A 23,032-nucleotide genomic window follows, 5' to 3' on the forward strand; every position below is an offset into this window, starting at 1 on the left:
TTCGGAAACTCCATGGATAAATCCCAGCAAGGCGTCAATCCAGCGGTGCCACGTCATGTGGCTATCATCATGGACGGTAATAACCGTTGGGCGAGGAAGCGCCTGCTGCCAGGCGTTGCCGGCCACAAGGCGGGAGTTGACGCTGTCAGGGCAGTGATCGAGGTGTGTGCCGACGCAGGCGTCGAAGTGCTCACCTTGTTCGCTTTCTCCAGTGAGAACTGGCAGCGTCCCGCGGACGAGGTCAGCGCTCTCATGGAGCTATTCCTGGCAGCGCTGCGTCGTGAGGTTCGTCGCCTCAATGACAACGACATTCGTCTGCGCATAATCGGTGATCGCTCGCGCTTCCATCCGGAGCTGCAGGCGGCCATGCGCGAGGCTGAGCTACTGACGGCTGGCCACCAGCGCTTCATTCTCCAGGTGGCGGCGAACTACGGTGGGCAGTGGGATATCACCCAGGCTGCGCAGCGGCTCGCTCGCGAAGTGCAAGCGGGTCATCTGCAGGTGGAAGACATCACCCCGCAGTTGCTCCAGGGGTGCCTCGCTACGGGGGACCAGCCCCTGCCTGACCTGTGCATTCGTACGGGGGGGGATCACCGTATCAGTAACTTCCTGTTGTGGCAGCTCGCCTATGCCGAGTTGTATTTCTCCGACCTGTTCTGGCCTGACTTCAAGCATGAAGCCATGCGTAAAGCGCTGGCTGATTTCGCCAAGCGTCAGCGCCGCTTCGGCAAGACAAGCGAGCAGCTGGAAGCTGAGGCGCGATCGAAATGCTGAAACAACGCATCATCACCGCACTGGTGCTGCTACCCATCGCCCTGGCGGGCTTCTTCTGGCTGAGCGGTGGCGCGTTTGCGCTGTTCATCGGTGCGGTGGTGACGCTCGGTGGCTGGGAGTGGGCTCGCCTGGCGGGATTGCCTTCCCAGGCTCAGCGCATAGCTTATGCTGCGGTCGTCGCTGTGCTTCTGCTTGGGCTCTACCATCTGCGCGCTTTGGCGGCCTGGGTGTTGCTTGTTGGGGTGGTCTGGTGGTTGCTCGCGACATTGCTGGTGCTGAACTACCCGGCCAGCAGTCGTTACTGGGACGGCCGGTTCGGGAAGCTCCTGATCGGTTTCCTGATTCTGTTGCCGGCCTGGCAAGGCTTGATGCTATTCAAGCAATGGCCGCTCGCGAATTGGCTGATCCTTTCGGTGATGGTGCTGGTTTGGGCAGCGGATATCGGCGCCTATTTCTCCGGCAAGGCATTCGGCAAGCGCAAGTTGGCCCCGCAGGTTAGTCCCGGCAAAAGCTGGGAAGGGCTGGTTGGCGGCTTGCTGGCAAGCCTGCTGATCACCGTTGGCGTGGGTATCTACCGTGGCTGGAGTGCCAGTGAGCTGCTTTGGGCTCTGGGTGGTGCCGCGCTAGTGGTTCTGATATCGGTCGTGGGAGACTTGACTGAAAGCATGTTCAAGCGGCAGTCCGGGATCAAGGACAGTAGCAACCTGCTTCCGGGGCATGGTGGCGTGCTTGATCGCATCGATAGCCTGACTGCGGCTATCCCATTCTTTGCTGCGCTGCTGTGGGCGGCCGGGTGGGGTGCGCTTTGACACAGCCGCAACGTATTACCGTCCTGGGGGCAACCGGCTCGATCGGTCTCAGCACCCTTGATGTGATTGCCCGGCATCCAGAACGTTACCAGGCATTTGCCCTCAGCGGTTTCAGTCGCCTGACCGAACTGGAAGCGCTCTGCTTGCGTCATCGCCCATGTTTCGCTGCAGTGCCGGACGCTGACTCCGCGCGCCATTTGCAGGGAAGTTTGTTGGCTGCGGGGCTCGAAACCCGTGTTCTGGTCGGCGAGCAAGGTCTTTGTGAAATCGCTGCACATCCGGATGTGGATGCCGTGATGGCTGCAATCGTCGGTGCGGCGGGGCTTCAGCCTACCTTGGCCGCGGTTGAAGCGGGTAAGCGCGTGCTGCTGGCCAACAAGGAAGCGTTGGTGATGTCCGGTGCCCTGTTCATGCAGTCTGTTCGCCGCAGCAATGCCGTGCTGCTACCGATCGATAGCGAACATAACGCAATTTTTCAGTGCTTGCCGACCGACTATTCCCGCGGTTTGGCCGATGTTGGCGTGCGTCGCATCCTCCTTACGGCCTCTGGGGGGCCGTTCCGTGAGTTGCCGCTGGAGCGGTTGCCGGATGTGTCCCCCGAGCAGGCTTGTGCGCATCCCAACTGGTCCATGGGGCGGAAGATATCCGTCGATTCGGCGAGCATGATGAACAAGGGGTTGGAGCTGATCGAGGCTTGCTGGCTGTTCGACGCACGGCCGGCACAGATCGAAGTGGTGATCCATCCGCAGAGCGTGATTCATTCACTGGTCGATTATGTCGATGGTTCGGTGTTGGCGCAGCTGGGTAATCCCGACATGCGCACGCCCATCAGTCATGCGTTGGCCTGGCCGGAGCGTATCGATTCCGGCGTTTCTGCGCTGGACCTGTTCAGTGTGGCGCGTCTGGATTTCCAGGCGCCTGACGAGCAGCGCTTTCCTTGTCTGCGACTTGCGCGCCAGGCCGCCGAGGCTGGCGCCAGCGCGCCAGCCATGCTCAATGCGGCCAACGAGGTTGCCGTCGCGGCGTTTCTTGACCGACGCATCCGCTTCACCGAGATCGCGAGTATCATCGATGAAGTGCTGAACCGCGAAGCCGTGATCGCGGTCGAAACGCTGGATGCTGTCTTGCAGGCCGATGTTCGTGCCAGAGCTGTGGCCGGGCAATGGTTAGTCCGTCACGGGCGTTAGTCCCGGAGGAAACCGATGAGTGCGCTCTATATGATCCTTGGCACCCTGGTGGCGCTGGGGGTGCTGGTCACCTTCCATGAGTTCGGCCATTTCTGGGTCGCCCGTCGTTGTGGTGTCAAAGTCCTGCGATTCTCTGTCGGTTTCGGTAGCCCACTGTTCCGTTGGCATGATCGCCATGGCACCGAGTTTGTCGTGGCCGCCATTCCGCTCGGTGGCTACGTGAAAATGCTGGACGAGCGTGAGGCCGAGGTGCCCGCTGACCAGTTGGATCAGTCCTTCAATCGCAAGCCGGTTGGGCAGCGTATTGCCATCGTGGCGGCCGGTCCGGTGGCCAACTTTCTGCTTGCGCTCCTGTTCTTCTGGGTGCTCGCGTTGCTGGGCAGTCAGCAGGTCAAGCCAGTGATCGGCTCGGTAGCGCCTGGCAGTATTGCTGCTTCGGCAGGATTGGAGTCCGGCCAGGAAATCATCTCGATCGACGGCAAAGACGTTACCGGTTGGTCGGCGGTCAACCTGCAGCTCGTTCGCCGTCTGGGTGAGAGTGGTTCCCTGCAGGTCAGTATTCGTGACGCGGGGGATAGTGCTACCCAGATCCGCGAGCTGCAGCTCAATGATTGGCTGAAGGGCGTCGATGAGCCTGATCCGATCGGTGCGCTTGGCATCACGCCCTGGCGTCCTGCTATTGCGCCGGTTCTCGCTGAGCTGGATCCAAAAGGTCCGGCCCAGGCTGCCGGTCTGAAGCTGGGCGATCGTCTCCTGACCTTGGATGGACAGGCACTCGATGACTGGCAACAGTTGGTAGAACGTGTGCGCAAACGTCCGGCCGAGCGAGTCGCCTTCAGCGTTGAGCGCGAGGGTCAGGTGCTGGAGGTGCAGGTCACCTTGGCCGCACGTGGCGAGGCGGAAGCACGTAGCGGCTACCTGGGTGCGGGGGTGAAGGGCGTGGAGTGGCCGCCCGAAATGTTGCGCGAAGTCAGCTATGGGCCACTTGAAGCTGTTGCCGAGGCAGCCTCGCGTACATGGTCCATGAGCCTCCTAACACTGGATTCTCTAAAGAAAATGTTGCTCGGCGAGCTCTCGGTAAAAAACTTGAGCGGGCCGATAACCATTGCTAAAGTGGCGGGCGCTTCGGCCCAGTCGGGCGTAGGGGACTTCCTCAATTTCCTCGCCTACCTGAGCATAAGCCTGGGGGTTCTCAATTTGTTGCCAATCCCTGTCCTGGACGGGGGGCACCTGCTCTTTTACCTGATTGAAATGGCGCGTGGACGTCCATTGTCGGAGCGGGTGCAGGCGTGGGGGGTACAGATTGGCATCAGCTTGGTCGTGGGGGTCATGTTGCTTGCCCTGGTCAACGATCTGAGTCGTCTGTAACGAATCTTAGAATGCTGAGTCTGCCGCCTTGTGCGGCAGATTCTTTATTACCGGTTGGAATAAAAAAGGACTTCATGAAACGCTTGTTGCTACCTGCGGTGCTCGCCGCACTCATGATCGCCGAGGTTCACGCCGAGTCCTTCACCATCTCCGACATCCGCGTCAACGGCCTGCAGCGTGTCTCCGCCGGCAGCGTCTTTGGTGCCCTGCCGCTCAACGTTGGCGAACAGGCGGATGATCGCCGCCTGGTGGAAGCCACCCGTTCGCTGTTCAAGACCGGGTTCTTCCAGGATATCCAGCTCGGCCGTGACGGCAACGTCCTGGTCATCAGCGTCGTCGAGCGTCCTTCCATCTCCAGCATCGAGATCGAAGGCAACAAGGCAATTACCACCGAGGACCTGCTCAAGGGCCTGAAGCAATCCGGCCTGGCTGAGGGGGAGATCTTCCAGCGCGCCACTCTGGAAGGCGTTCGGAACGAGTTGCAGCGCCAGTATGTGGCGCAGGGTCGCTACTCTGCAGGAATCGAGGCGGAGGTGATCCCGCAGCCGCGCAACCGCGTTGCACTGAAGATCAACATCAATGAAGGTTCCGTCGCGGCTATCCAACACATCAACGTGGTGGGCAATACCGTATTCCCCGACGAGGACCTGATCGACCTGTTCGAACTCAAGACCACCAACTGGCTGTCGTTCTTCAAGAACGACGACAAGTACGCTCGCGAAAAGCTGTCAGGTGACCTCGAGCGTCTGCGTTCCTACTACCTGGATCGCGGCTACATCAATATGGACATTTCCTCGACCCAGGTGTCCATCACCCCAGACAAGAAGCACGTTTACATCACCGTCAACGTCGACGAGGGTGAGAAATACACGATCCGTGAGGTCAAGCTTTCCGGCGACCTGAAGGTGCCGGAGGAAGAAGTGAAGTCCCTGCTGCTGGTACAGGAAGGGCAAGTGTTCTCGCGCAAGGTGATGACGACTACGTCGGAGCTGATCACCCGCCGCCTGGGTAACGAAGGCTATACCTTCGCAAACGTCAACGGCGTGCCTGAGCCCCATGACGAGGACAACACCGTTTCCGTCACCTTCATGGTGGACCCGGGCAAGCGTGCCTATGTCAATCGCATCAACTTCCGAGGCAACACCAAGTCCGAGGACGAGGTGCTGCGTCGTGAAATGCGTCAGATGGAAGGCGGCTGGGCTTCGACCTACCTGATCGACCAGTCGAAGACCCGTCTGGAACGTCTGGGCTTCTTCAAGGAAGTAAACGTTGAAACCCCGCAGGTGCCCGGCACCGACGATCAGGTTGACGTCAATTACACGGTGGAAGAGCAGCCGTCCGGTTCCATCACCGCCAGCGTCGGTTTCGCCCAGAGCGCCGGCCTGATCCTGGGTGGATCGATCAGCCAGAACAACTTCCTCGGTACCGGCAACAAGGTCAGCATTGGTCTGACCCGTAGCGAGTACCAGACCCGATACAACTTCGGCTTCGTCGATCCCTACTGGACTGCAGACGGCGTCAGTCTGGGCTACAACGCTTTCTATCGCAGCACCGACTACGACGACCTCGACGTCGACGTGTCCAGTTATGCGGTGGACAGCCTGGGGGCCGGTGTCAGCATTGGTTATCCGATCAGCGAGACTGCTCGCTTGACCTATGGCCTTACCGTGCAGCAGGACGACATCAATACCGGCATCTACACCGTCGATGAAATCTTCGATTTCATCGAACAGGAAGGTGACAGCTACACCAACTTCAAGGCGTCTGTCGGCTGGTCCGATTCGACGCTGAACCGTGGCGTGCTTGCCAACCGTGGTTACTCCCAGAGCCTGGTTCTTGAAAGCACGATCCCAGGTAGTGACCTGTCGTTCTTCAAGCTCGACTACCGTGGCCAGTTGTTCACTCCGCTGACCCAGAACACTGCGCTGCGCTGGCACACCGAGTTGGGCTACGGCGACAGCTATGGCTCGACCTCCGAACTGCCGTTCTATGAGCATTACTTCGCGGGTGGTTTCAACTCCGTACGCGGTTTCGAGGACAGCAGCCTTGGCCCGCGTAGTACACCGAGCACCGGCACGAAGCCTGGTACAGCTTTCGACCCTGACCAGGACCCGCTGCCGTTTGGTGGTAACGTGTTGGTCCAGGGCGGGGTGGAGTTGCTGTTCCCGCTGCCGTTCGTCAAAGATCAGCGTCAATTGCGTTCCGTGGTCTTCTGGGATGTGGGTAACGTGTTCGATACCAGTTGTTCGTCGACCGCGACCAACTGTAACAGCATCAATGCGAGTGACCTTGCCAGTTCCGTGGGTGTAGGCCTGACCTGGATTACCGCGCTGGGACCGTTGAGCTTCAGCTTGGGTATGCCGGTCAAGAAGCCGGACAATGCCGATACCCAAGTGTTCCAGTTCTCCTTGGGCCAGACTTTCTAATCGTTTGACTATTGCTTGAAGACAACAGTTTTTGTTGCGGGAGTGCATCGTGCGTAAGTTGACTCAATTCGTTCTGGTTGCCGCTGCGTTGATGGCGACCCCGGTATTTGCCGAGATGAAGATCGCGGTACTGAACTACCAGATGGCGCTGCTCGAATCCGATTCCGCGAAGAAGTACGCGGTTGATGCCGAGAAGAAGTTTGGTCCGCAACTGAACAAGCTGAAAACGCTCGAAAGCGACGCCAAACGCATCCAGGACCGCCTGGTGAGCGGTGGTGACAAGATGCCGCAGGCGGAGCGTGAGCGCTTGGAGCTCGAGTTCAAGCAGAAGGCCCGTGACTTCCAGTTCCAGTCCAAGGAGCTGAACGAAGCCAAGGCCGTTGCCGACCGTGACATGCTCAAGCAGCTCAAGCCGAAACTGGACAAGGCGGTCGAGGAAGTCCTGAAGAAGGGCAGCTACGATCTGGTGCTTGAGCGTGGTGCTGTGGTTGACGTCAAACCGCAATACGACATCACTCGCCAAGTCATCGAGCGCATGAACCAGCTGCGTTGATGATGAGTACCCCGGCGTTCACGCTCGGCCAGTTGGCCGGGCTACTTGGTGCCACGCTGCGTGGTGCCGAAGAAACGGTCATCACTGGACTGGCAACCCTCCAGGAGGCGAGTGCCGGTGAGCTGACCTTCCTTGCCAACCCCCAGTACCGCAAGTACCTCGCCAGTACCAGGGCGTCAGCTGTGTTGCTGACCGAGGCTGATGCCGAGAGCTATGCGGGTAGTGCGTTGGTGGTTGCGAACCCTTACCTGGCCTACGCGCAGCTTTCCCATCTGTTCGATCGCAAGCCAAAGGCCCAGCCGGGGGTTCATGCCACTGCATTGATCGCGAAGGACGCCCACGTCGATCCGTCTGCCTGCATCGGTGCCTATGTGGTGATCGAATCAGGCGCGCAGATTGGTGCGGGCGTGGCGCTGGGCGCCCATTGCTTCGTTGGTGCTCGCAGCGTGATCGGCGAGGGCGGCTGGTTGGCGCCACGGGTGACGCTCTACCACGATGTGAAGATCGGCAAGCGTGTGGTGATTCAATCCGGCGCGGTCATTGGAGGCGAAGGCTTCGGCTTTGCCAGCGAGAAGGGCGTCTGGCAGAAAATCGCCCAGATTGGTGGCGTGAGCATTGGCGATGATGTGGAGATTGGTGCCAACACCACCATCGATCGCGGCGCACTGGCTGACACCCTGATCGGTAACGGGGTGAAGTTGGACAACCAGATCATGATCGCTCACAACGTGCAGGTCGGTGACAACACCGCGATGGCAGGTTGTGTCGGCATTTCCGGCAGCACCAAGATCGGCCGCAATTGTATGATTGCCGGCGGCGTCGGCATGGTCGGGCACATCGAAGTCTGTGATGGCGTATTCGTCACCGGCATGACAATGGTGACCCGTTCTATCACCGAACCGGGTGCCTACTCTTCCGGTACCGCGATGCAACCCGCTGCGGAATGGAAGAAGAGCGCTGCCCGTATTCGCCAGTTGGACGACATGGCGCGTCGTCTGCAACAACTGGAAAAACGCCTGGAGGCAGTGACCCCGGGCGGGGATGCTCCATCAGATGCGTGATCCACGCAGCGCCGTGCATCCCAAATCCATTCAGAAGGCTCCAGGAACATGATGGACATCAACGAGATTCGCGAATACCTGCCGCACCGCTACCCCTTCCTCTTGGTGGACCGGGTGGTGGACCTTGATGTTGAAGGCAAGCGCATTCGCGCCTACAAGAATGTCAGCATCAATGAGCCGTTCTTCAATGGGCATTTCCCGCAGCATCCGATCATGCCGGGTGTGTTGATCATCGAAGCAATGGCTCAGGCCGCCGGCATCCTTGGATTCAAGATGCTGGACGTCAAGCCGGCTGACGGGACGCTTTACTACTTCGTGGGCTCCGACAAGCTGCGCTTCCGCCAGCCGGTGCTGCCGGGTGACCAGTTGATCCTCGAAGCGCAGTTCATCAGCGTCAAGCGCGGCATCTGGAAGTTCGACTGCCGTGCCAGCGTGGACAGCAAGGAAGTCTGCTCGGCAGAGATCATCTGTGCGGAACGCAAACTATGAGTTTGATTGACCCTCGCGCCATTATCGATCCGTCGGCCAAGCTGGCGGATGACGTTCAGGTCGGCCCCTGGTCGATCATTGGACCCGATGTGGAAATCGGCGAGGGTACCGTGGTCGGTCCTCATGTCGTCATCAAGGGGCCGACCCGCATCGGCAGGTACAACCGGATTTTCCAGTTTTCTTCTGTTGGCGAGGACACGCCTGACCTGAAGTACAAGGGTGAGCGCACCCGGCTGGTGATCGGTGATCACAATGTGATCCGTGAGGGCGTGACCATTCACCGCGGCACCGTGCAGGACCGCGCTGAAACCACGATCGGCGATCACAACCTGCTGATGGCCTATGTTCACATCGGCCATGACAGTGTCATCGCCAATCACTGCATCCTGGTCAACAATACGGCGCTCGCCGGCCATGTGCATGTCGATGACTGGGCGATCCTGTCCGGCTACACGCTGGTGCATCAGTTCTGCCGCATCGGCGCCCACAGCTTTTCCGGCATGGGCACCGCTATCGGCAAGGATGTGCCGGCCTATGTCACTGTATTCGGCAATCCGGCCGAAGCACGCAGCATGAACTTCGAGGGCATGCGCCGTAGAGGTTTTAGTACCGAGGCGATCCAGGCCTTGCGCCGTGCATACAAGGTGGTTTACCGCCAGGGGCTCACGGTTGAGCAGGCACTGGCCGAGCTTGCCGAGACGTCCGCGCAGTATCCGGAAGTGGCTGTATTCCGGGACTCGATCCAGGCCTCCACTCGCGGCATCACCCGCTAAGCCATGGCATCCAGATTGCGCGTCGCGCTAGTTGCCGGCGAGGCGTCCGGCGACATACTTGGCTCCACCCTGATGCAGGCCCTCAAGGTTCAGCATCCCGATGTCGAGTTCATCGGGGTTGGGGGGGGGCGAATGCAGGCTGAAGGCCTGGAGCCCTATTTCCCGATGGAGCGCTTGTCCGTGATGGGCTTGGTGGAGGTGCTCGGTCGCCTTCCTGAGCTGCTTGCGCGCCGTAAGCGGCTGATCACTACCCTTATCGAAGCGCGGCCGGATGTGTTCATCGGCATCGATGCGCCCGACTTCAATCTGGGTGTCGAGCTGAAGCTGCGCCACGCCGGTATCAAGACGGTCCACTACGTCAGCCCGTCGGTCTGGGCGTGGCGGCAGAAGCGTGTCCTGAAGATTCGCAAGGGCTGTGATCTGATGCTCACCCTGTTTCCCTTCGAGGCGCGCTTCTACGAAGAGCAAGGCGTGCCAGTCCGGTTCGTCGGGCACCCGCTGGCCGATGCCATCCCGCTTGAGACCGATCGACTGGCAGCTCGCCGTGCGCTAGGCCTGCCCGGCGAGTCGCCGGTGGTAGCGCTGATGCCTGGAAGCCGTGGAGGGGAAGTGGCCAAGCTTGGCGAGCTGTTCCTGGACGCGGCCGAGCGCTTGCGCTCGATGCGTCCTGGGGTCCAGTTCGTATTGCCATGCGCATCGCCAGAACGACGCGCCCAAGTAGAGGCCATGCTGGCCGGTCGCGATCTTGCGTTGACGTTGCTCGATGGCCGTTCCCATGAAGCGCTGGCCGCTTGCGATGCGGTACTGATTGCTTCCGGGACTGCGACGCTCGAGGCGCTGCTATACAAACGCCCCATGGTAGTTGCCTACCGGGTAGCGCCACTCACCTATCGCATTCTCAAGCGGTTGGTGAAGAGCCCGTTCGTATCGCTTCCGAACCTCCTGGCCCAGCGCCTGCTGGTCCCTGAACTACTACAGGATGCTGCTACGCCGGAAGCACTGTCCGGGGCGATGGGAGCGTTGCTTGAAGGCGGTGGGGTCCAGACTGAGGGCTTCGATGCAATCCATCGGACGCTTCGCCAGGACGCATCGCGCCAGGCTGCTGACGCCATTCTGAAGTTGGTAGGAGCTCGCTGATGCAACTCGGACTGGATTTCAGCCTGGTGGAAGAGTTGGTCGCAGGTGTCGACGAAGTCGGGCGTGGCCCTCTTTGTGGTCCAGTGGTCACTGCCGCGGTGATTCTCGACCCTGCTCGGCCTATTGCCGGGCTCAATGACTCGAAGAAACTCTCCGAAACACGCCGCGAAGCGTTGTTCGATGAAATTCGAGAGAAGGCATTGGCCTGGTGTATCGCCCGCGCCGAGGTGGAGGAGATTGATCGTCTCAACATCCTGCATGCGACGATGCTGGCGATGCAACGGGCCGTGGAAGGGCTCTCGGTCACTCCCAGGATGGCACTGATCGATGGAAACCGTTGCCCCAAACTCGCGGTTCCAAGCGCGCCGGTGGTCAAGGGTGACAGCCAGGTGCCGGCTATTGCTGCCGCCTCCATTCTGGCCAAAGTGAGTCGTGATCGGGAGATGCAGGAGCTCGATTCGCTTTATCCGGGCTATGGGATCGCTGGTCACAAGGGTTATCCCACGGCAGTTCATCTCGAGGCGCTGAGGCGCCTGGGCCCGACGCCGATCCATCGGCGCTCCTTCGGGCCGGTCAGGGACCTGCTGGACGCCCCTCGCTAGCTTCAGCGTCGATTTCTCAACAGCGCCTGGCGAATTTCAACTTGAATTGCCTGCTCGTTTAGCGGAAAGTGCCGCCCTTTTTTTGCAGCCCACGTGGCCGCAGGAATTCGTCCGCCGCCTCACGAGCTATCTCTCTGCGGCGGTCCCGCCGGCCTGTCCCAGATGGGCCTACACCAACAAACCGCCACAAGCGGTAGAGGGAGCTCCCCATGCAAGAGATTGCGAATCTGGCAGTCGATTTTCTCAATGGCCTAATCTGGGGCAAGGTGCTGATCTGGCTGCTCGTAGTCAGTGGCCTGTACTTCACGCTGCGCCTGGGCTTGATCCAGTTTCTCCATTTTGGCCATACCTTCACCGTACTGAAAGGCAGCCGCCAGTCCGACGAGGCGGGTATCTCCTCGTTCCAGGCGCTGTGTACTTCTTTGGCTGCACGTGTCGGCACCGGTAACGTCGCAGGTGTTGCTGTAGCCATCACGCTGGGTGGCCCAGGTGCAGTCTTCTGGATGTGGATGATCGCGATGATCGGAATGGCAACAGGCTTCGTCGAGGCGACCCTGGCCCAGCTGTTCAAGATCCGTGACGACAACGGCCAGTTCCGTGGCGGTCCGGCCTACTACATGGAGAAGGGGCTGGGTGCACGCTGGATGGGCATTCTCTTCTCGATCTTCCTGATCCTCGCCTTCGGCTTTGTATTCAACTCCGTGCAGGCCAATACCATCAGTGGTGCAATGCAGGGCGCTTTCGATGTGCCGATCTGGATCAGTGGCGTGGCTCTGGTGATCGTCACTGCCCTGATCATCTTCGGCGGCCTGCGCTCTATTGCACGATTCTCCGAGTTGGCGGTGCCTTTCATGGCGGTGGCTTACTTACTGCTCGCCGTCGTGCTGATCCTGATCAACATCACCGAGATTCCGCGCATCCTGGCGCTGATCGTCAAGAGTGCATTCGGGCTGCATGAGGCCGCAGCCGGCGGTGTTGCGGCAGCGGTAATGAACGGCTTCAAGCGTGGCCTGTTCTCCAACGAAGCCGGTATGGGCTCGGCGCCTAATGCGGCCGCGTCGGCTACTCCTTACCCACCTCACCCGGCCTCCCAGGGCTATGTGCAGATGGCGGGCGTATTCATCGACACACTGATGATCTGCACGGCCTCCGCGGCGATCATCTTGCTGGCAGGCCCGCAGCCGGGTGAAGGCATCACCCTGGTGCAGAACGCGATGACCAGCCAGGTCGGTGACTGGGGCAAGTACTTCCTGGCCGTGATCATCCTGTTCTTCGCCTTCACGTCGATCGTCGCCAACTATTTCTACGCTGAGAACTGCCTGGTGTTCCTTGAGCACAATCACCCTGCTGGGCTGCTGGTTTTCCGGCTCGCGGTGTTGGGAATGGTCATGTTCGGTGCGATGGCTTCGCTGCCCTTCGTCTGGAGCCTCGCCGATGTCTCCATGGGTTTGATGGCGATCACCAACCTGATTGCGATCCTGCTGCTGTCCAAGTTGGCCTTCAAGCTGGCCAAGGACTACAACGCCCAGCGCAAGGCCGGCAAGCTGCCGACCTTCGATGCCAGCCAATACCCGGAGATCCAGGCCAAACTCGAGCCGGGTGTCTGGGACAAGAAACACTGATCCTGGACGTCACCGGCGCCAACCGGGGCAATCCGACTGCCTGTCGATGACGCCAAACCTGTAGCTTTGCACGAGGGCCCGGTACAATCCGGGCCCTGTCGTTTTCGCGTTTTGCATAGGACTTCCATGACTGTTTCCTTCGTCCATCTGCGTCTGCATACCGAATACTCCCTGGTCGATGGCCTGGTGCGGGTAAAGCCGCTGGTCAAGGCCGTGGCCGGTGCAGGCATGCCGGCGGTAGCGGTCACTGACCAGAGCAACATGTGCTCGCTGGTGAAGTTCTACAAGACCTCCATGGGAGGGGGCATCAAGCCCATCTGTGGGGCCGACATCTGGCTGGCCAGTCGAGAGGAAGACGGCCCGCTGAGTCGTATGACCCTGTTGGCGATGAATGCCAAGGGCTACCGCAACCTGACTGAGCTGGTCTCCCGTGGCTGGACTGAAGGCCAGAGCAATGACTTGGTGATCATCCAGCGCGACTGGGTGAAGGAGGCGGCGGAGGGGCTGATTGCCATGTCTGGCGCCAAGGAAGGGGAGATCGGCATGGCCCTGCTGAATGGCGACTCGGCCACTGCCGAGGCGCTGCTCGCCGAGTGGCAGGCTGTTTTTCCCGACCGCTTCTATCTGGAGTTGCAGCGTACAGCGCGGGTGAATGATGAAGAGCACGTGCATGCGGCCGTTGCGCTTGCCGATCGCTGCGGTGCCGCGCTGGTGGCGACCAACGACGTGCGCTTCATCAAACAGGGTGATTTCGAGGCACATGAGACCCGCGTCTGCATTGGCGAGGGGCGTGCGCTCGACGACCCGCGTCGTCCGCGCACCTATTCTGACCAGCAGTACCTCAAGTCTCCTGAAGAAATGTGGGAGCTGTTCAGCGACATTCCGGAAGCGCTGGAAAACACTGTAGAAATCGCCAAGCGCTGCAACATCGAGGTGCAACTGGGCAAATACTTCCTGCCTGACTTTCCGACTCCGAACGGGATGGGCATCGACGATTACCTGCGGCACGTATCCTTCGAGGGCCTGGAAGAGCGCCTCGCGGTGCTATGGCCGAAAGAAACAACGCCCAACTACGAAGAGAAACGGCAGATCTATATCGACCGCCTCAACTTCGAGCTGGACATCATCATCCAAATGGGTTTCCCCGGTTACTTCCTCATCGTGATGGACTTCATCAAATGGGCGAAGAACAACGGCGTGCCGGTGGGTCCGGGCCGGGGGTCGGGCGCCGGGTCGCTAGTGGCCTACGTGTTGAAGATTACCGACCTCGACCCCCTGGCCTATGACCTGCTCTTCGAGCGCTTCCTCAATCCTGAGCGGATATCCATGCCCGACTTCGACGTCGACTTCTGCATGGACGGTCGCGATCGGGTGATCGATTACGTGGCCGACGCCTATGGCCGCAATGCGGTGAGCCAGATCATCACCTTCGGCTCAATGGCTGCCAAGGCGGTGGTGCGCGACGTGGCACGTGTTCAGGGCAAGTCCTACGGCCTGGCAGACAAGCTGTCCAAGATGATCCCCTTCGAAGTGGGAATGACCTTGGAAAAGGCCTTTGAGCAGGAGGAGATGCTCCGCGACTTCCTCAAGGTCGATGAAGAGGCCCAGGAAATCTGGGACATGGCGCTTAAGCTGGAAGGCATCACCCGTGGCACCGGCAAGCATGCCGGTGGTGTGGTGATCGCGCCCACCAAGCTCACCGACTTCTCGCCCATCGCTTGTGACGAGGAGGGCGGCGGCCTGGTGACCCAGTTCGACAAGGATGACGTCGAGGCGGCCGGTCTGGTGAAGTTCGACTTCCTGGGCTTGCGAACGCTGACCATCATCAAGTGGGCCATGGAGACGATCAACCGGGAGCAGGCTCGAAAGGGGCTTGAGCCGCTGAACATCGACTTCATCCCGCTGGACGACAAGAAGACCTACGACCTTCTGCAGAAGGCAGAAACCACCGCAGTATTCCAGCTCGAATCCCGTGGCATGAAGGAGCTGATCAAGAAGCTGAAGCCCGACTGCCTGGAAGACCTTATCGCGCTGGTGGCGCTGTTCCGCCCCGGCCCGCTGCAATCGGGCATGGTGGACGACTTCATCAACCGTAAGCACGGCCGCGCCGAGCTGGCGTACCCGCACCCGGATTACCAGTACGAAGGCCTCAAGCCGGTACTGGCGCCCACCTACGGCATCATCCTTTACCAGGAACAGGTGATGCAGATTGCCCAGGTCATGGCCGGATATACCCTCGGCGGGGCCGACATGCTGCGCCGAGCCATGGGTAAGAAGAAGCCGGAGGAGATGGCCAAGCAACGCGGCGGCTTCATCGAAGGTTGCGCCAGTAACGGTATTGATGCCGAACTAGCGGGTAACATCTTCGATCTGGTGGAAAAGTTTGCCGGTTACGGGTTCAACAAATCCCACTCGGCGGCCTACGGCCTGGTGTCCTATCAGACGGCCTGGCTCAAGACGCACTTCCCATCGCCCTTCATGGCGGCGGTGCTCTCGGCGGATATGCACAACACCGAGAAGGTGGTGACCCTGATCGAGGAGTGCCGCAGCATGAAGCTGCGCATCCTCGCACCGGACGTGAACAACTCCGACTTCATGTTCACCGTCGACGGTGATGGGCGAATCGTCTACGGCCTGGGTGCCATCAAGGGCGTGGGCGAAGGGCCGGTGGAGGCCATCGTCGAATGCCGTAACGAAGGCGGGCCATTCAAGGACCTGTTCGACTTCTGTAATCGCGTTGACCTCAAACGCATCAACAAACGCACCCTCGAGGCGTTGATTCGGGGAGGGGCGTTGGATCGTCTCGGTCCGTACTTCAGCGATGAAGCCAAGGCCTATCAGGCCAATGTCGACCGCAATCGAGCGGTCCTGCTGGCTGCCATGGAAGAAGCGATCCAGGCTGCGGAACAGACCGCGCGCAGCCATGACAGCGGCCATATGGACCTGTTCGGCGGCTTGTTCGCCGAACCGGAGGCAGATGTCTACGCCAATCATCGCAATGCCAAGGAGCTCTCCCTCAAAGAGCGCCTGAAAGGCGAGAAGGACACCCTCGGCCTCTATCTCACCGGTCATCCGATCGATGAGTATGAAGGCGAGGTTCGTCGCTTCGCCCGCCAGCGTATTGTCGAGCTCAAACCGGCGCGCGACACCCAGACCATCGCCGGTCTGATCGTCAACTTGCGGGTCATGAAGAACAAGAAAGGCGACAAGATGGGCTTTATCACCCTCGATGATCGCTCTGGCCGTATCGAGGCTTCGCTTTTTGCCGAAGCGTTCAATGCCGCCCACGGCCTGCTGCAGACCGATGCCCTGGTGGTGGTGGAGGGTGAGGTCAGTCATGACGACTTTTCGGGGGGGCTGCGTCTGCGCGCCAAACGGGTCATGAGCCTGGAGGAGGCCCGTACCGGGTTGGCGGAAAGCCTGCGCATGAAGCTGGATGTCTCGATGCTGCAGGGTGACCGCCTGCGTTGGTTGGCCGAATTGTGTGGCCGTCACCGTGGGTCTTGTCCCTTGACCCTGGAGTACAGCGGCAGCGATGCTCGTGCCTTGTTGCAGTTCGGTGATGCCTGGCGCATCGATCCGGCTGACACATTGATTCAGGCATTGCGTGACCAGTTTGGGCGCGACAACGTCTTTCTGCACTACCGCTGAAGCGAACGCGGAATTCCCCTCGCTTCAGCCGATTTCGATTTGATCTCGACCCACACGCGCCCAATCCCTTAAGGTAGGGCGCCAAATGGAACCAGCCGCCTGGCCCCAAGCGCACGACGGAAGCCTATGAACCCGAACTTTCTAGATTTCGAACAGCCCATCGCCGATCTGCAAGCCAAGATCGAGGAGCTGCGTCTGGTCGGTAACGACAACGCGCTGAACATCACCGATGAGATCTCTCGCCTGCAGGAAAAGAGCAGTGCGCTCACCGAGAGCATCTTCGGCAATTTGTCCAGCTGGCAGATCGCCCAACTGGCCCGCCATCCGCGTCGTCCGTACACCCTCGACTACATCGAACACATCTTCACCGAGTTTGACGAGTTGCATGGCGATCGTCATTTCTCCGATGATGCGGCTATCGTCGGTGGCGTTGCTCGCCTGGACGACCAGCCAGTGATGGTCATCGGCCACCAGAAGGGTCGTGACGTGCGCGAGAAGGTTCGCCGCAACTTCGGCATGCCGCGCCCTGAGGGCTACCGCAAGGCGTGCCGCCTGATGGAGATGGCCGAACGCTTCAAGATGCCGATCCTGACCTTCATTGATACTCCCGGCGCCTACCCAGGCATTGATGCCGAAGAGCGTGGCCAGAGCGAAGCCATCGCATGGAACCTGCGTGTCATGGCGCGCCTGAAGACGCCTATCATCGCCACCGTGATCGGTGAGGGTGGTTCCGGCGGGGCGCTGGCCATCGGCGTCTGCGACCGTCTGAACATGCTGCAGTACTCGACCTACTCGGTAATTTCCCCGGAAGGCTGTGCGTCCATTCTGTGGAAAACCGCCGAGAAGGCGCCTGACGCCGCTGAGGCCATGGGCATTACCGCCGAGCGACTGAAGGGGCTGGGAATTGTCGATAAGGTGATCGCCGAGCCACTGGGTGGTGCCCATCGTGACCCGGCTGCTGCCGCCGGCTCGATCCGCAAGGAACTCGCTGATCAGCTGAAATCCCTGCAGAAGCTGGGTACCGACGACCTGTTGGCGCGTCGCTATGAGCGCCTGATGAGCTACGGGGTCGCCTGACCCCGCACTGCGCCAGGCAACGGACTGCTTGCCTCGGCATTATGCTGAGGATTCTCTCCGCTGCCTGAGCTGCTGATGATGTCCCTCGAAGCCCGCGTTCTTTCAGTACTTGGACCTTGGCGTCAGGCACCGGCCTGGCGTCTGGCCTACTCCGGCGGGCTCGACTCCACCGTTCTCCTGCATCTGTTGGTGCGCATCGCCCAGCGCGAAACCTTGCCGCCGCTCTCCGCATTCCACGTCCATCACGGCCTGCAGGCTGTCGCTGACGCTTGGCCGACACATTGCCAGCAGGCCTGTGAGCGGCTTGGCATCCCGCTTGAAGTGCTGCGAGTCACCGTGGGGACTGGAGCCAGTGTGGAACGAGCTGCGCGTGACGCGCGCTACGCGGCCCTGGCTGAGAAAGTGGAAGAGGGCGATGTACTCCTGATGGCTCAGCATCGCGATGATCAGGCCGAAACCTTGCTCTTCCGATTAATGCGTGGGGCTGGTGTGCGAGGCTTGGCGAGCATGGCGGCAAACCGTCCGCTCGGTCGGGGGAACCTGGTTCGCCCATTGCTCGGGGTCGCGCGCGAAGAACTGGCGGCCTATGCCCGTGCCGAGGGGTTGAGTTGGGTGGAGGATCCGAGCAACGTGGATACCCATTTTGCGCGCAACTTCCTGCGTCAGACCATTCTGCCGTCCTTGCAAGCGCATTGGCCGGCCGCCTCGCAGAACATTGCGCGTTGTGCGGAGCATCTCGCCGAGGCGGAGAGCCTGTTGGAGGACCTCGCTCGACTGGACCTGGCGGCCGCAACAGCAGGTGCTCCTTTGCCTTGGCTGAACTTGCCCTCGCTGGATCTATCTGCCCTGCAAGCGTTGAGTCCGGCCCGTCAGCGTAACGCCCTTCGTCACTGGTTGGCGCCATTGACTCGTCTTCCGGACAGTAACCATTGGTCTGGTTGGGAAGATCTTCGCGACGCAGCTCGGGATGCACAGCCGGTGTGGTGCCTGGCCGATGGCCAATTGCATCGTGCCGACGGGCGGTTGTGGTGGCTGGCCGGTCCTTGGCTCGTCCCTCCGGTAGGTCTTTCCTGGAAGGATCCGAGCTGCCCGCTGACGCTGCCTGGCAATGGTCGACTCGAATTTCTGGGGACGGCGCCAGCTGGTGTCCAGGCGGTTGCCTATCGCCGCGGCGGGGAGGTGTTTGAGATGACGGGACGCGGTCGTCGGGACCTCAAGCGGCTGCTGAACGAGGCGCGTCTGCCGGGTTTTGTTCGCGGCCGATTGCCGCTGCTGCTCTGCGATGACCGGTTGCTGGCAGTTGCCAACCTGCCGGGGCTCGATGGTCCGCACGATGGAGCATGGCGCCTGCATTGGACTCCGCCGACGAACGAGCAAGGTTTGAGCTGGTAGGGTCTTTCCGGTAGACTACGCTCCCGTCTTAACATCGCTTCCGCTGATTCCCTCAGGATCGGCGGTTGTTGCTTTTGAAACGGCGCCCAGGGGCGCTGTTCATGGTTGAAGGCTTGGCCCTTCTACGCTTTCCCCGGCGGCTTTCCGCCTAAACGCAGACTTCTAGGGTTTTTCATGACGCGCTACATCTTCGTCACGGGCGGTGTTGTTTCTTCATTGGGGAAAGGCATCGCCTCGGCATCCTTGGCCGCCATTCTGGAAGCGCGGGGGCTGAAGGTCACCATGCTCAAGCTGGATCCGTACATCAACGTCGATCCTGGCACCATGAGCCCCTTCCAGCACGGTGAAGTATTCGTAACCGAGGACGGCGCCGAGACCGACCTCGACCTGGGCCACTACGAGCGCTTCGTGCGCACGACCATGACCCAGAACAACAACTTCACCACCGGCCGTGTCTATGCCGATGTCCTGCGCAAGGAGCGCCGTGGTGATTACCTGGGCGCGACCATTCAGGTCATCCCGCACATCACCGATGAAATCAAGCGTCGCATCATCAAGGGTGCCGGTGATGCCGACGTGGCCCTGGTGGAAATCGGCGGTACCGTGGGCGACATCGAGTCCCAGCCGTTCCTCGAGGCAATTCGCCAGTTGCGTGTAGAAGTCGGCGCCAAGCGCGCAATGCTGATGCACCTGACCCTGGTCCCGTACATTGCCACTGCGGGCGAAACCAAGACCAAGCCGACCCAGCATTCGGTCAAGGAACTGCGCTCCATCGGCCTGCAGCCTGATGTGCTGATCTGCCGTTCCGACCATGAGGTCGACCTGTCCTCCCGCCGCAAGATCGCGCTGTTCACCAACGTCGAAGAGCGCGCGGTGATCGCCCTGCAGGACGTCGACACCATTTACCGTATTCCTTCCGTATTGCACGCCCAGGGTCTGGACGACTTCGTCGTCGAGCGTTTCGGCTTGCAGTGCAATGGTGCCGACCTGTCCGAGTGGGATCGTGTCGTGGATGCCAAGCTGCACCCGGAAAATGAAGTCACCATTGCCATGGTCGGCAAGTACATGGAGCTTCTGGATGCCTACAAGTCGCTGATCGAAGCGATGAGCCATGCCGGCATCCAGAACCGTACCAAGGTCAACCTGCGTTACATCGATTCCGAAGATATCGAGAACCAGGGCACCGGCCTGCTCGAAGGCGTCGATGCCATCCTGGTCCCGGGTGGGTTCGGCCTGCGCGGCGTGGAAGGCAAGATCGCCACAGTGAAATACGCTCGCGAGAACAAGATTCCGTACCTTGGCATCTGCCTCGGCATGCAGGTCGCAGTGATCGAATACGCCCGCAATGTGCTGGGCTGGACTGACGCCAACTCCACCGAGTTCGACAAGTCCTCCGGCCACCCGGTCGTCGGTCTGATCACCGAGTGGCAGGACGCGACCGGCGCAACCGAAATCCGCACCGAGGCCTCCGATCTCGGCGGCACCATGCGCCTTGGTGCCCAGGACTGCCAGCTTGAACCAGGCTCCCTGGTCCGTGGCTGCTACGGCAAGGATGTGATCGTCGAGCGCCATCGCCATCGTTACGAGGTCAACAACAACCTGCTGCCGCAGCTGCAGGAGGCCGGCCTGAAGGTCTCCGGTCGCTCCGGGGACGGCGCGCTGGTGGAAGTGGTCGAGGCTCCGGATCATCCGTGGTTCGTGGCCTGCCAGTTCCACCCCGAGTTCACCTCCACGCCGCGTGACGGTCACCCGCTGTTCAGTGGTTTCGTCAACGCTGCGCTCGTGCAGAAAGCGAAGAAGGCCTGATCCATGGCGCAGAAGATCATTCGCGTTGGCGACATCGAGATCGCCAACGACAAACCCTTCGTGTTGTTCGGTGGCATGAATGTGCTGGAGTCTCGCGACCTGGCACTGAAAGTCTGCGAGGAATACGTGCGGGTGACCGACAAGCTCGGTATTCCCTACGTATTCAAGGCCAGCTTCGACAAGGCCAACCGCTCCTCGATCAACTCCTTCCGCGGCCCTGGCCTGGAAGAGGGGATGAAGATCTTCGAAGAGGTCAAGAAAGCTTTCGGCGTACCGGTGATCACCGACGTTCATGAGCCGTACCAGGCCGCCCCGGTGGCCGAGGTGTGCGACATCATCCAGCTGCCGGCCTTCCTATCCCGGCAGACTGACCTGGTGGTCGCCATGGCCAAGACCGGCGCGGTGATCAACATCAAGAAGGCCCAGTTCCTTGCGCCGCAGGAGATGAAACACATCCTTGCCAAGTGCGAGGAGGCGGGCAATGACCAGCTCATTCTCTGTGAGCGCGGTTCAAGCTTCGGTTACAACAACCTAGTGGTCGATATGCTCGGCTTCGGCATCATGAAGCAGTTCAACTACCCGGTGTTCTTCGACGTCACCCACGCCCTGCAGATGCCGGGCGGGCGCGCCGACTCCGCTGGCGGCCGCCGTGCCCAGGTCACCGACTTGGCCAAGGCCGGGATGAGCCAGGGGTTGGCCGGTCTCTTCCTCGAGGCCCACCCGGATCCGGACAACGCCAAGTGCGATGGCCCCTGCGCCCTCCGCCTGGACAAGCTGGAGCCCTTCCTCGGCCAGCTCAAGCAACTGGATGAGCTGATCAAGAGTTTTCCGCCAATCGAGACTGCCTGAACGGGCCGTTCTCCGGTAAAGTGCCGCGTGGGCGCAATCTGACCGGTTGGTCAGGTATGTGATCGCCGGGTCTGCCGACCCAGAAGCCCGGCGGCGGTAGCCTCATCCACTGCAGCAGCGTTTTCGTCAACTTTTGGAGTGCTAACAACAATGGCAAAGATCGTCGACATCAAGGGCCGCGAGGTTCTGGACTCCCGTGGCAACCCCACCGTGGAAGCCGATGTGATCCTCGAGAATGGCATCATCGGCAGCGCTTGTGCGCCGTCTGGTGCGTCCACCGGTTCCCGCGAGGCGCTGGAACTGCGTGATGGCGACAAGAGCCGTTACATGGGCAAGGGCGTTCTGAAGGCCGTGGCCAACATCAACGGCCCGATCCGCGATCTGCTGCTGGGCAAGGACGCTGCTGACCAGCAGGGTCTGGACCGCGCCATGATCGAACTGGACGGTACCGAGAACAAGGCCAAGCTGGGCGCCAACGCCATCCTCGCCGTGTCCCTGGCTGCTGCCAAGGCCGCTGCCCAGGCCAAGGGCGTACCGCTCTATGCGCACATCGCCGACCTCAACGGCACCCCTGGCCAGTACTCCATGCCGGTACCGATGATGAACATCATCAACGGTGGCGAGCACGCTGATAACAACGTCGACATCCAGGAGTTCATGGTTCAGCCGGTCGGCGCCAAGAACTTCGCTGACGCCCTGCGCATGGGCGCGGAGATCTTCCATCACCTGAAGGCTGTCCTGAAGGCGCGTGGCCTGAACACCGCTGTCGGCGACGAAGGTGGTTTCGCTCCGAACCTGGCTTCCAACGAAGACGCCCTGGCCGCCATTGCCGAAGCCGTTGGCAACGCTGGCTACAAGCTGGGCAGTGACGTGACCCTGGCCCTGGACTGCGCTTCCAGCGAGTTCTACAAGGATGGCAAGTACGACCTGTCCGGCGAAGGCAAAGCCTTCGATGCTGCTGGTTTCGCTGATTACCTGGCGGGCCTGACTCAGCGCTACCCGATCATCTCCATCGAAGACGGTATGGATGAGTCCGACTGGGCCGGCTGGAAAGGCCTCACCGAGAAGATTGGCGCCAAGGTTCAGCTGGTCGGCGACGACCTGTTCGTGACCAACACCAAGATCCTCAAGGAAGGCATCGAGAAGGGCATCGGTAACTCGATCCTGATCAAGTTCAACCAGATCGGCTCGCTGACCGAGACCCTGGAGGCCATTCAGATGGCCAAGGCCGCCGGCTACACCGCGGTGATTTCCCACCGCAGCGGTGAAACCGAAGACTCGACCATCGCTGACCTCGCCGTAGGCACTGCCGCTGGCCAGATCAAAACCGGCTCCCTGTGCCGTTCCGACCGCGTGTCCAAGTACAACCAGCTACTGCGCATCGAAGAGCAGCTGGGCGACAAGGCTCCCTACCGTGGTCGTGCCGAGTTTCGTGGCTAATCCATGAATTGGTAAG

The 23,032-nt window shown here is 60.6% G+C and carries 18 protein-coding genes; all 18 read left to right on the forward strand.

Going from position 1 to position 23,032, the window contains the following annotated elements:
- Positions 1-12: 12 nt before the first annotated feature.
- The 18 genes from uppS (at position 13) to eno (ending at position 23,016) form a co-directional block, all read left to right on the forward strand.
- Positions 13-774 (forward strand): polyprenyl diphosphate synthase, encoded by a 762-nt coding sequence (gene uppS, locus J7302_RS21095; RefSeq protein ID WP_215379186.1) that lies wholly within the window; start codon positions 13-15, stop codon positions 772-774.
- Positions 768-1,583: a phosphatidate cytidylyltransferase gene (locus J7302_RS21100; protein WP_215379188.1), complete on the forward strand. Its 816-nt coding sequence runs from the start codon at positions 768-770 to the stop codon at positions 1,581-1,583. The genes uppS and J7302_RS21100 overlap by 7 nt, the downstream gene beginning before the upstream one ends.
- Positions 1,580-2,770 carry a 1-deoxy-D-xylulose-5-phosphate reductoisomerase gene (gene ispC, locus J7302_RS21105; protein ID WP_215379191.1) on the forward strand — a complete coding sequence of 397 codons (1,191 nt, stop codon included), beginning with the start codon at positions 1,580-1,582 and terminating at the stop codon, positions 2,768-2,770. The genes J7302_RS21100 and ispC overlap by 4 nt, the downstream gene beginning before the upstream one ends.
- A 15-nt stretch (positions 2,771-2,785) precedes the next feature.
- Positions 2,786-4,138, forward strand: a complete 1,353-nt coding sequence (gene rseP, locus J7302_RS21110; RefSeq protein WP_215379194.1) for a sigma E protease regulator RseP — start codon at positions 2,786-2,788, stop codon at positions 4,136-4,138.
- A gap of 74 nt (positions 4,139-4,212) precedes the next feature.
- Positions 4,213-6,564: an outer membrane protein assembly factor BamA gene (gene bamA / locus J7302_RS21115; protein ID WP_215379197.1), complete on the forward strand. Its 2,352-nt coding sequence runs from the start codon at positions 4,213-4,215 to the stop codon at positions 6,562-6,564.
- A gap of 49 nt (positions 6,565-6,613) precedes the next feature.
- Complete coding sequence (locus J7302_RS21120; RefSeq protein ID WP_215379200.1) at positions 6,614-7,117, forward strand: OmpH family outer membrane protein; 504 nt, start codon at positions 6,614-6,616, stop codon at positions 7,115-7,117.
- On the forward strand, positions 7,117-8,178 hold the full coding sequence (lpxD, locus tag J7302_RS21125; RefSeq protein ID WP_215379203.1) for a UDP-3-O-(3-hydroxymyristoyl)glucosamine N-acyltransferase: 1,062 nt from the start codon (positions 7,117-7,119) through the stop codon (positions 8,176-8,178). The genes J7302_RS21120 and lpxD overlap by 1 nt, the downstream gene beginning before the upstream one ends.
- 48 nt (positions 8,179-8,226) lie before the next feature.
- Positions 8,227-8,667: a 3-hydroxyacyl-ACP dehydratase FabZ gene (gene fabZ, locus J7302_RS21130; protein ID WP_215379205.1), complete on the forward strand. Its 441-nt coding sequence runs from the start codon at positions 8,227-8,229 to the stop codon at positions 8,665-8,667.
- A complete protein-coding gene (lpxA, locus tag J7302_RS21135; protein WP_215379207.1) occupies positions 8,664-9,440 on the forward strand; it encodes an acyl-ACP--UDP-N-acetylglucosamine O-acyltransferase in 777 nt (258 codons plus the stop codon). Before fabZ ends, lpxA begins: the two co-directional genes overlap by 4 nt.
- Positions 9,441-9,443: 3 nt before the next feature.
- Positions 9,444-10,577 carry a lipid-A-disaccharide synthase gene (gene lpxB / locus J7302_RS21140; protein WP_215379209.1) on the forward strand — a complete coding sequence of 378 codons (1,134 nt, stop codon included), beginning with the start codon at positions 9,444-9,446 and terminating at the stop codon, positions 10,575-10,577.
- Positions 10,577-11,179, forward strand: a complete 603-nt coding sequence (gene rnhB / locus J7302_RS21145) for a ribonuclease HII (RefSeq protein WP_215379213.1) — start codon at positions 10,577-10,579, stop codon at positions 11,177-11,179. The genes lpxB and rnhB overlap by 1 nt, the downstream gene beginning before the upstream one ends.
- A gap of 209 nt (positions 11,180-11,388) precedes the next feature.
- Positions 11,389-12,801, forward strand: coding sequence for an alanine/glycine:cation symporter family protein (locus J7302_RS21150; RefSeq protein ID WP_215379217.1), 1,413 nt, complete (start codon positions 11,389-11,391; stop codon positions 12,799-12,801).
- Positions 12,802-12,927: 126 nt separating this feature from the next.
- Complete coding sequence (gene dnaE, locus J7302_RS21155) at positions 12,928-16,452, forward strand: DNA polymerase III subunit alpha (RefSeq protein WP_215379220.1); 3,525 nt, start codon at positions 12,928-12,930, stop codon at positions 16,450-16,452.
- Positions 16,453-16,578: 126 nt separating this feature from the next.
- A complete protein-coding gene (gene accA, locus J7302_RS21160) occupies positions 16,579-17,529 on the forward strand; it encodes an acetyl-CoA carboxylase carboxyl transferase subunit alpha (protein ID WP_215379224.1) in 951 nt (316 codons plus the stop codon).
- A gap of 78 nt (positions 17,530-17,607) precedes the next feature.
- Positions 17,608-18,921 (forward strand): tRNA lysidine(34) synthetase TilS, encoded by a 1,314-nt coding sequence (tilS, locus tag J7302_RS21165; protein WP_215379363.1) that lies wholly within the window; start codon positions 17,608-17,610, stop codon positions 18,919-18,921.
- Positions 18,922-19,095: 174 nt separating this feature from the next.
- Positions 19,096-20,727: a CTP synthase gene (locus J7302_RS21170; RefSeq protein WP_215379227.1), complete on the forward strand. Its 1,632-nt coding sequence runs from the start codon at positions 19,096-19,098 to the stop codon at positions 20,725-20,727.
- 3 nt (positions 20,728-20,730) lie between these two features.
- Positions 20,731-21,576, forward strand: coding sequence for a 3-deoxy-8-phosphooctulonate synthase (gene kdsA / locus J7302_RS21175; RefSeq protein ID WP_215379231.1), 846 nt, complete (start codon positions 20,731-20,733; stop codon positions 21,574-21,576).
- Between the two features lie 150 nt (positions 21,577-21,726).
- Positions 21,727-23,016, forward strand: coding sequence for a phosphopyruvate hydratase (gene eno, locus J7302_RS21180; RefSeq protein ID WP_215379234.1), 1,290 nt, complete (start codon positions 21,727-21,729; stop codon positions 23,014-23,016).
- The last annotated feature ends 16 nt before the right edge of the window (positions 23,017-23,032 follow it).

This window comes from Metapseudomonas boanensis (assembly GCF_018704125.1).
Taxonomy (GTDB): Bacteria; Pseudomonadota; Gammaproteobacteria; order Pseudomonadales; family Pseudomonadaceae; genus Metapseudomonas; species Metapseudomonas boanensis.

Bases quoted from the DNA above. Each gene is read 5' to 3' on its own strand.
- fabZ (WP_215379205.1), top strand. From the start codon at position 8,227: ATGATGGACATCAACGAGATTCGCGAATACCTGCCGCACCGCTACCCC.
- bamA (WP_215379197.1), top strand. From the start codon at position 4,213: ATGAAACGCTTGTTGCTACCTGCGGTGCTCGCCGCACTCATGATCGCC.
- dnaE (WP_215379220.1), top strand. From the start codon at position 12,928: ATGACTGTTTCCTTCGTCCATCTGCGTCTGCATACCGAATACTCCCTG.
- J7302_RS21100 (WP_215379188.1), top strand. From the start codon at position 768: ATGCTGAAACAACGCATCATCACCGCACTGGTGCTGCTACCCATCGCC.
- eno (WP_215379234.1), top strand. From the start codon at position 21,727: ATGGCAAAGATCGTCGACATCAAGGGCCGCGAGGTTCTGGACTCCCGT.
- rseP (WP_215379194.1), top strand. From the start codon at position 2,786: ATGAGTGCGCTCTATATGATCCTTGGCACCCTGGTGGCGCTGGGGGTG.
- tilS (WP_215379363.1), top strand. From the start codon at position 17,608: ATGTCCCTCGAAGCCCGCGTTCTTTCAGTACTTGGACCTTGGCGTCAG.
- lpxA (WP_215379207.1), top strand. From the start codon at position 8,664: ATGAGTTTGATTGACCCTCGCGCCATTATCGATCCGTCGGCCAAGCTG.
- J7302_RS21170 (WP_215379227.1), top strand. From the start codon at position 19,096: ATGACGCGCTACATCTTCGTCACGGGCGGTGTTGTTTCTTCATTGGGG.
- J7302_RS21150 (WP_215379217.1), top strand. From the start codon at position 11,389: ATGCAAGAGATTGCGAATCTGGCAGTCGATTTTCTCAATGGCCTAATC.
- accA (WP_215379224.1), top strand. From the start codon at position 16,579: ATGAACCCGAACTTTCTAGATTTCGAACAGCCCATCGCCGATCTGCAA.
- lpxD (WP_215379203.1), top strand. From the start codon at position 7,117: ATGATGAGTACCCCGGCGTTCACGCTCGGCCAGTTGGCCGGGCTACTT.
- uppS (WP_215379186.1), top strand. From the start codon at position 13: ATGGATAAATCCCAGCAAGGCGTCAATCCAGCGGTGCCACGTCATGTG.
- rnhB (WP_215379213.1), top strand. From the start codon at position 10,577: ATGCAACTCGGACTGGATTTCAGCCTGGTGGAAGAGTTGGTCGCAGGT.
- lpxB (WP_215379209.1), top strand. From the start codon at position 9,444: ATGGCATCCAGATTGCGCGTCGCGCTAGTTGCCGGCGAGGCGTCCGGC.
- kdsA (WP_215379231.1), top strand. From the start codon at position 20,731: ATGGCGCAGAAGATCATTCGCGTTGGCGACATCGAGATCGCCAACGAC.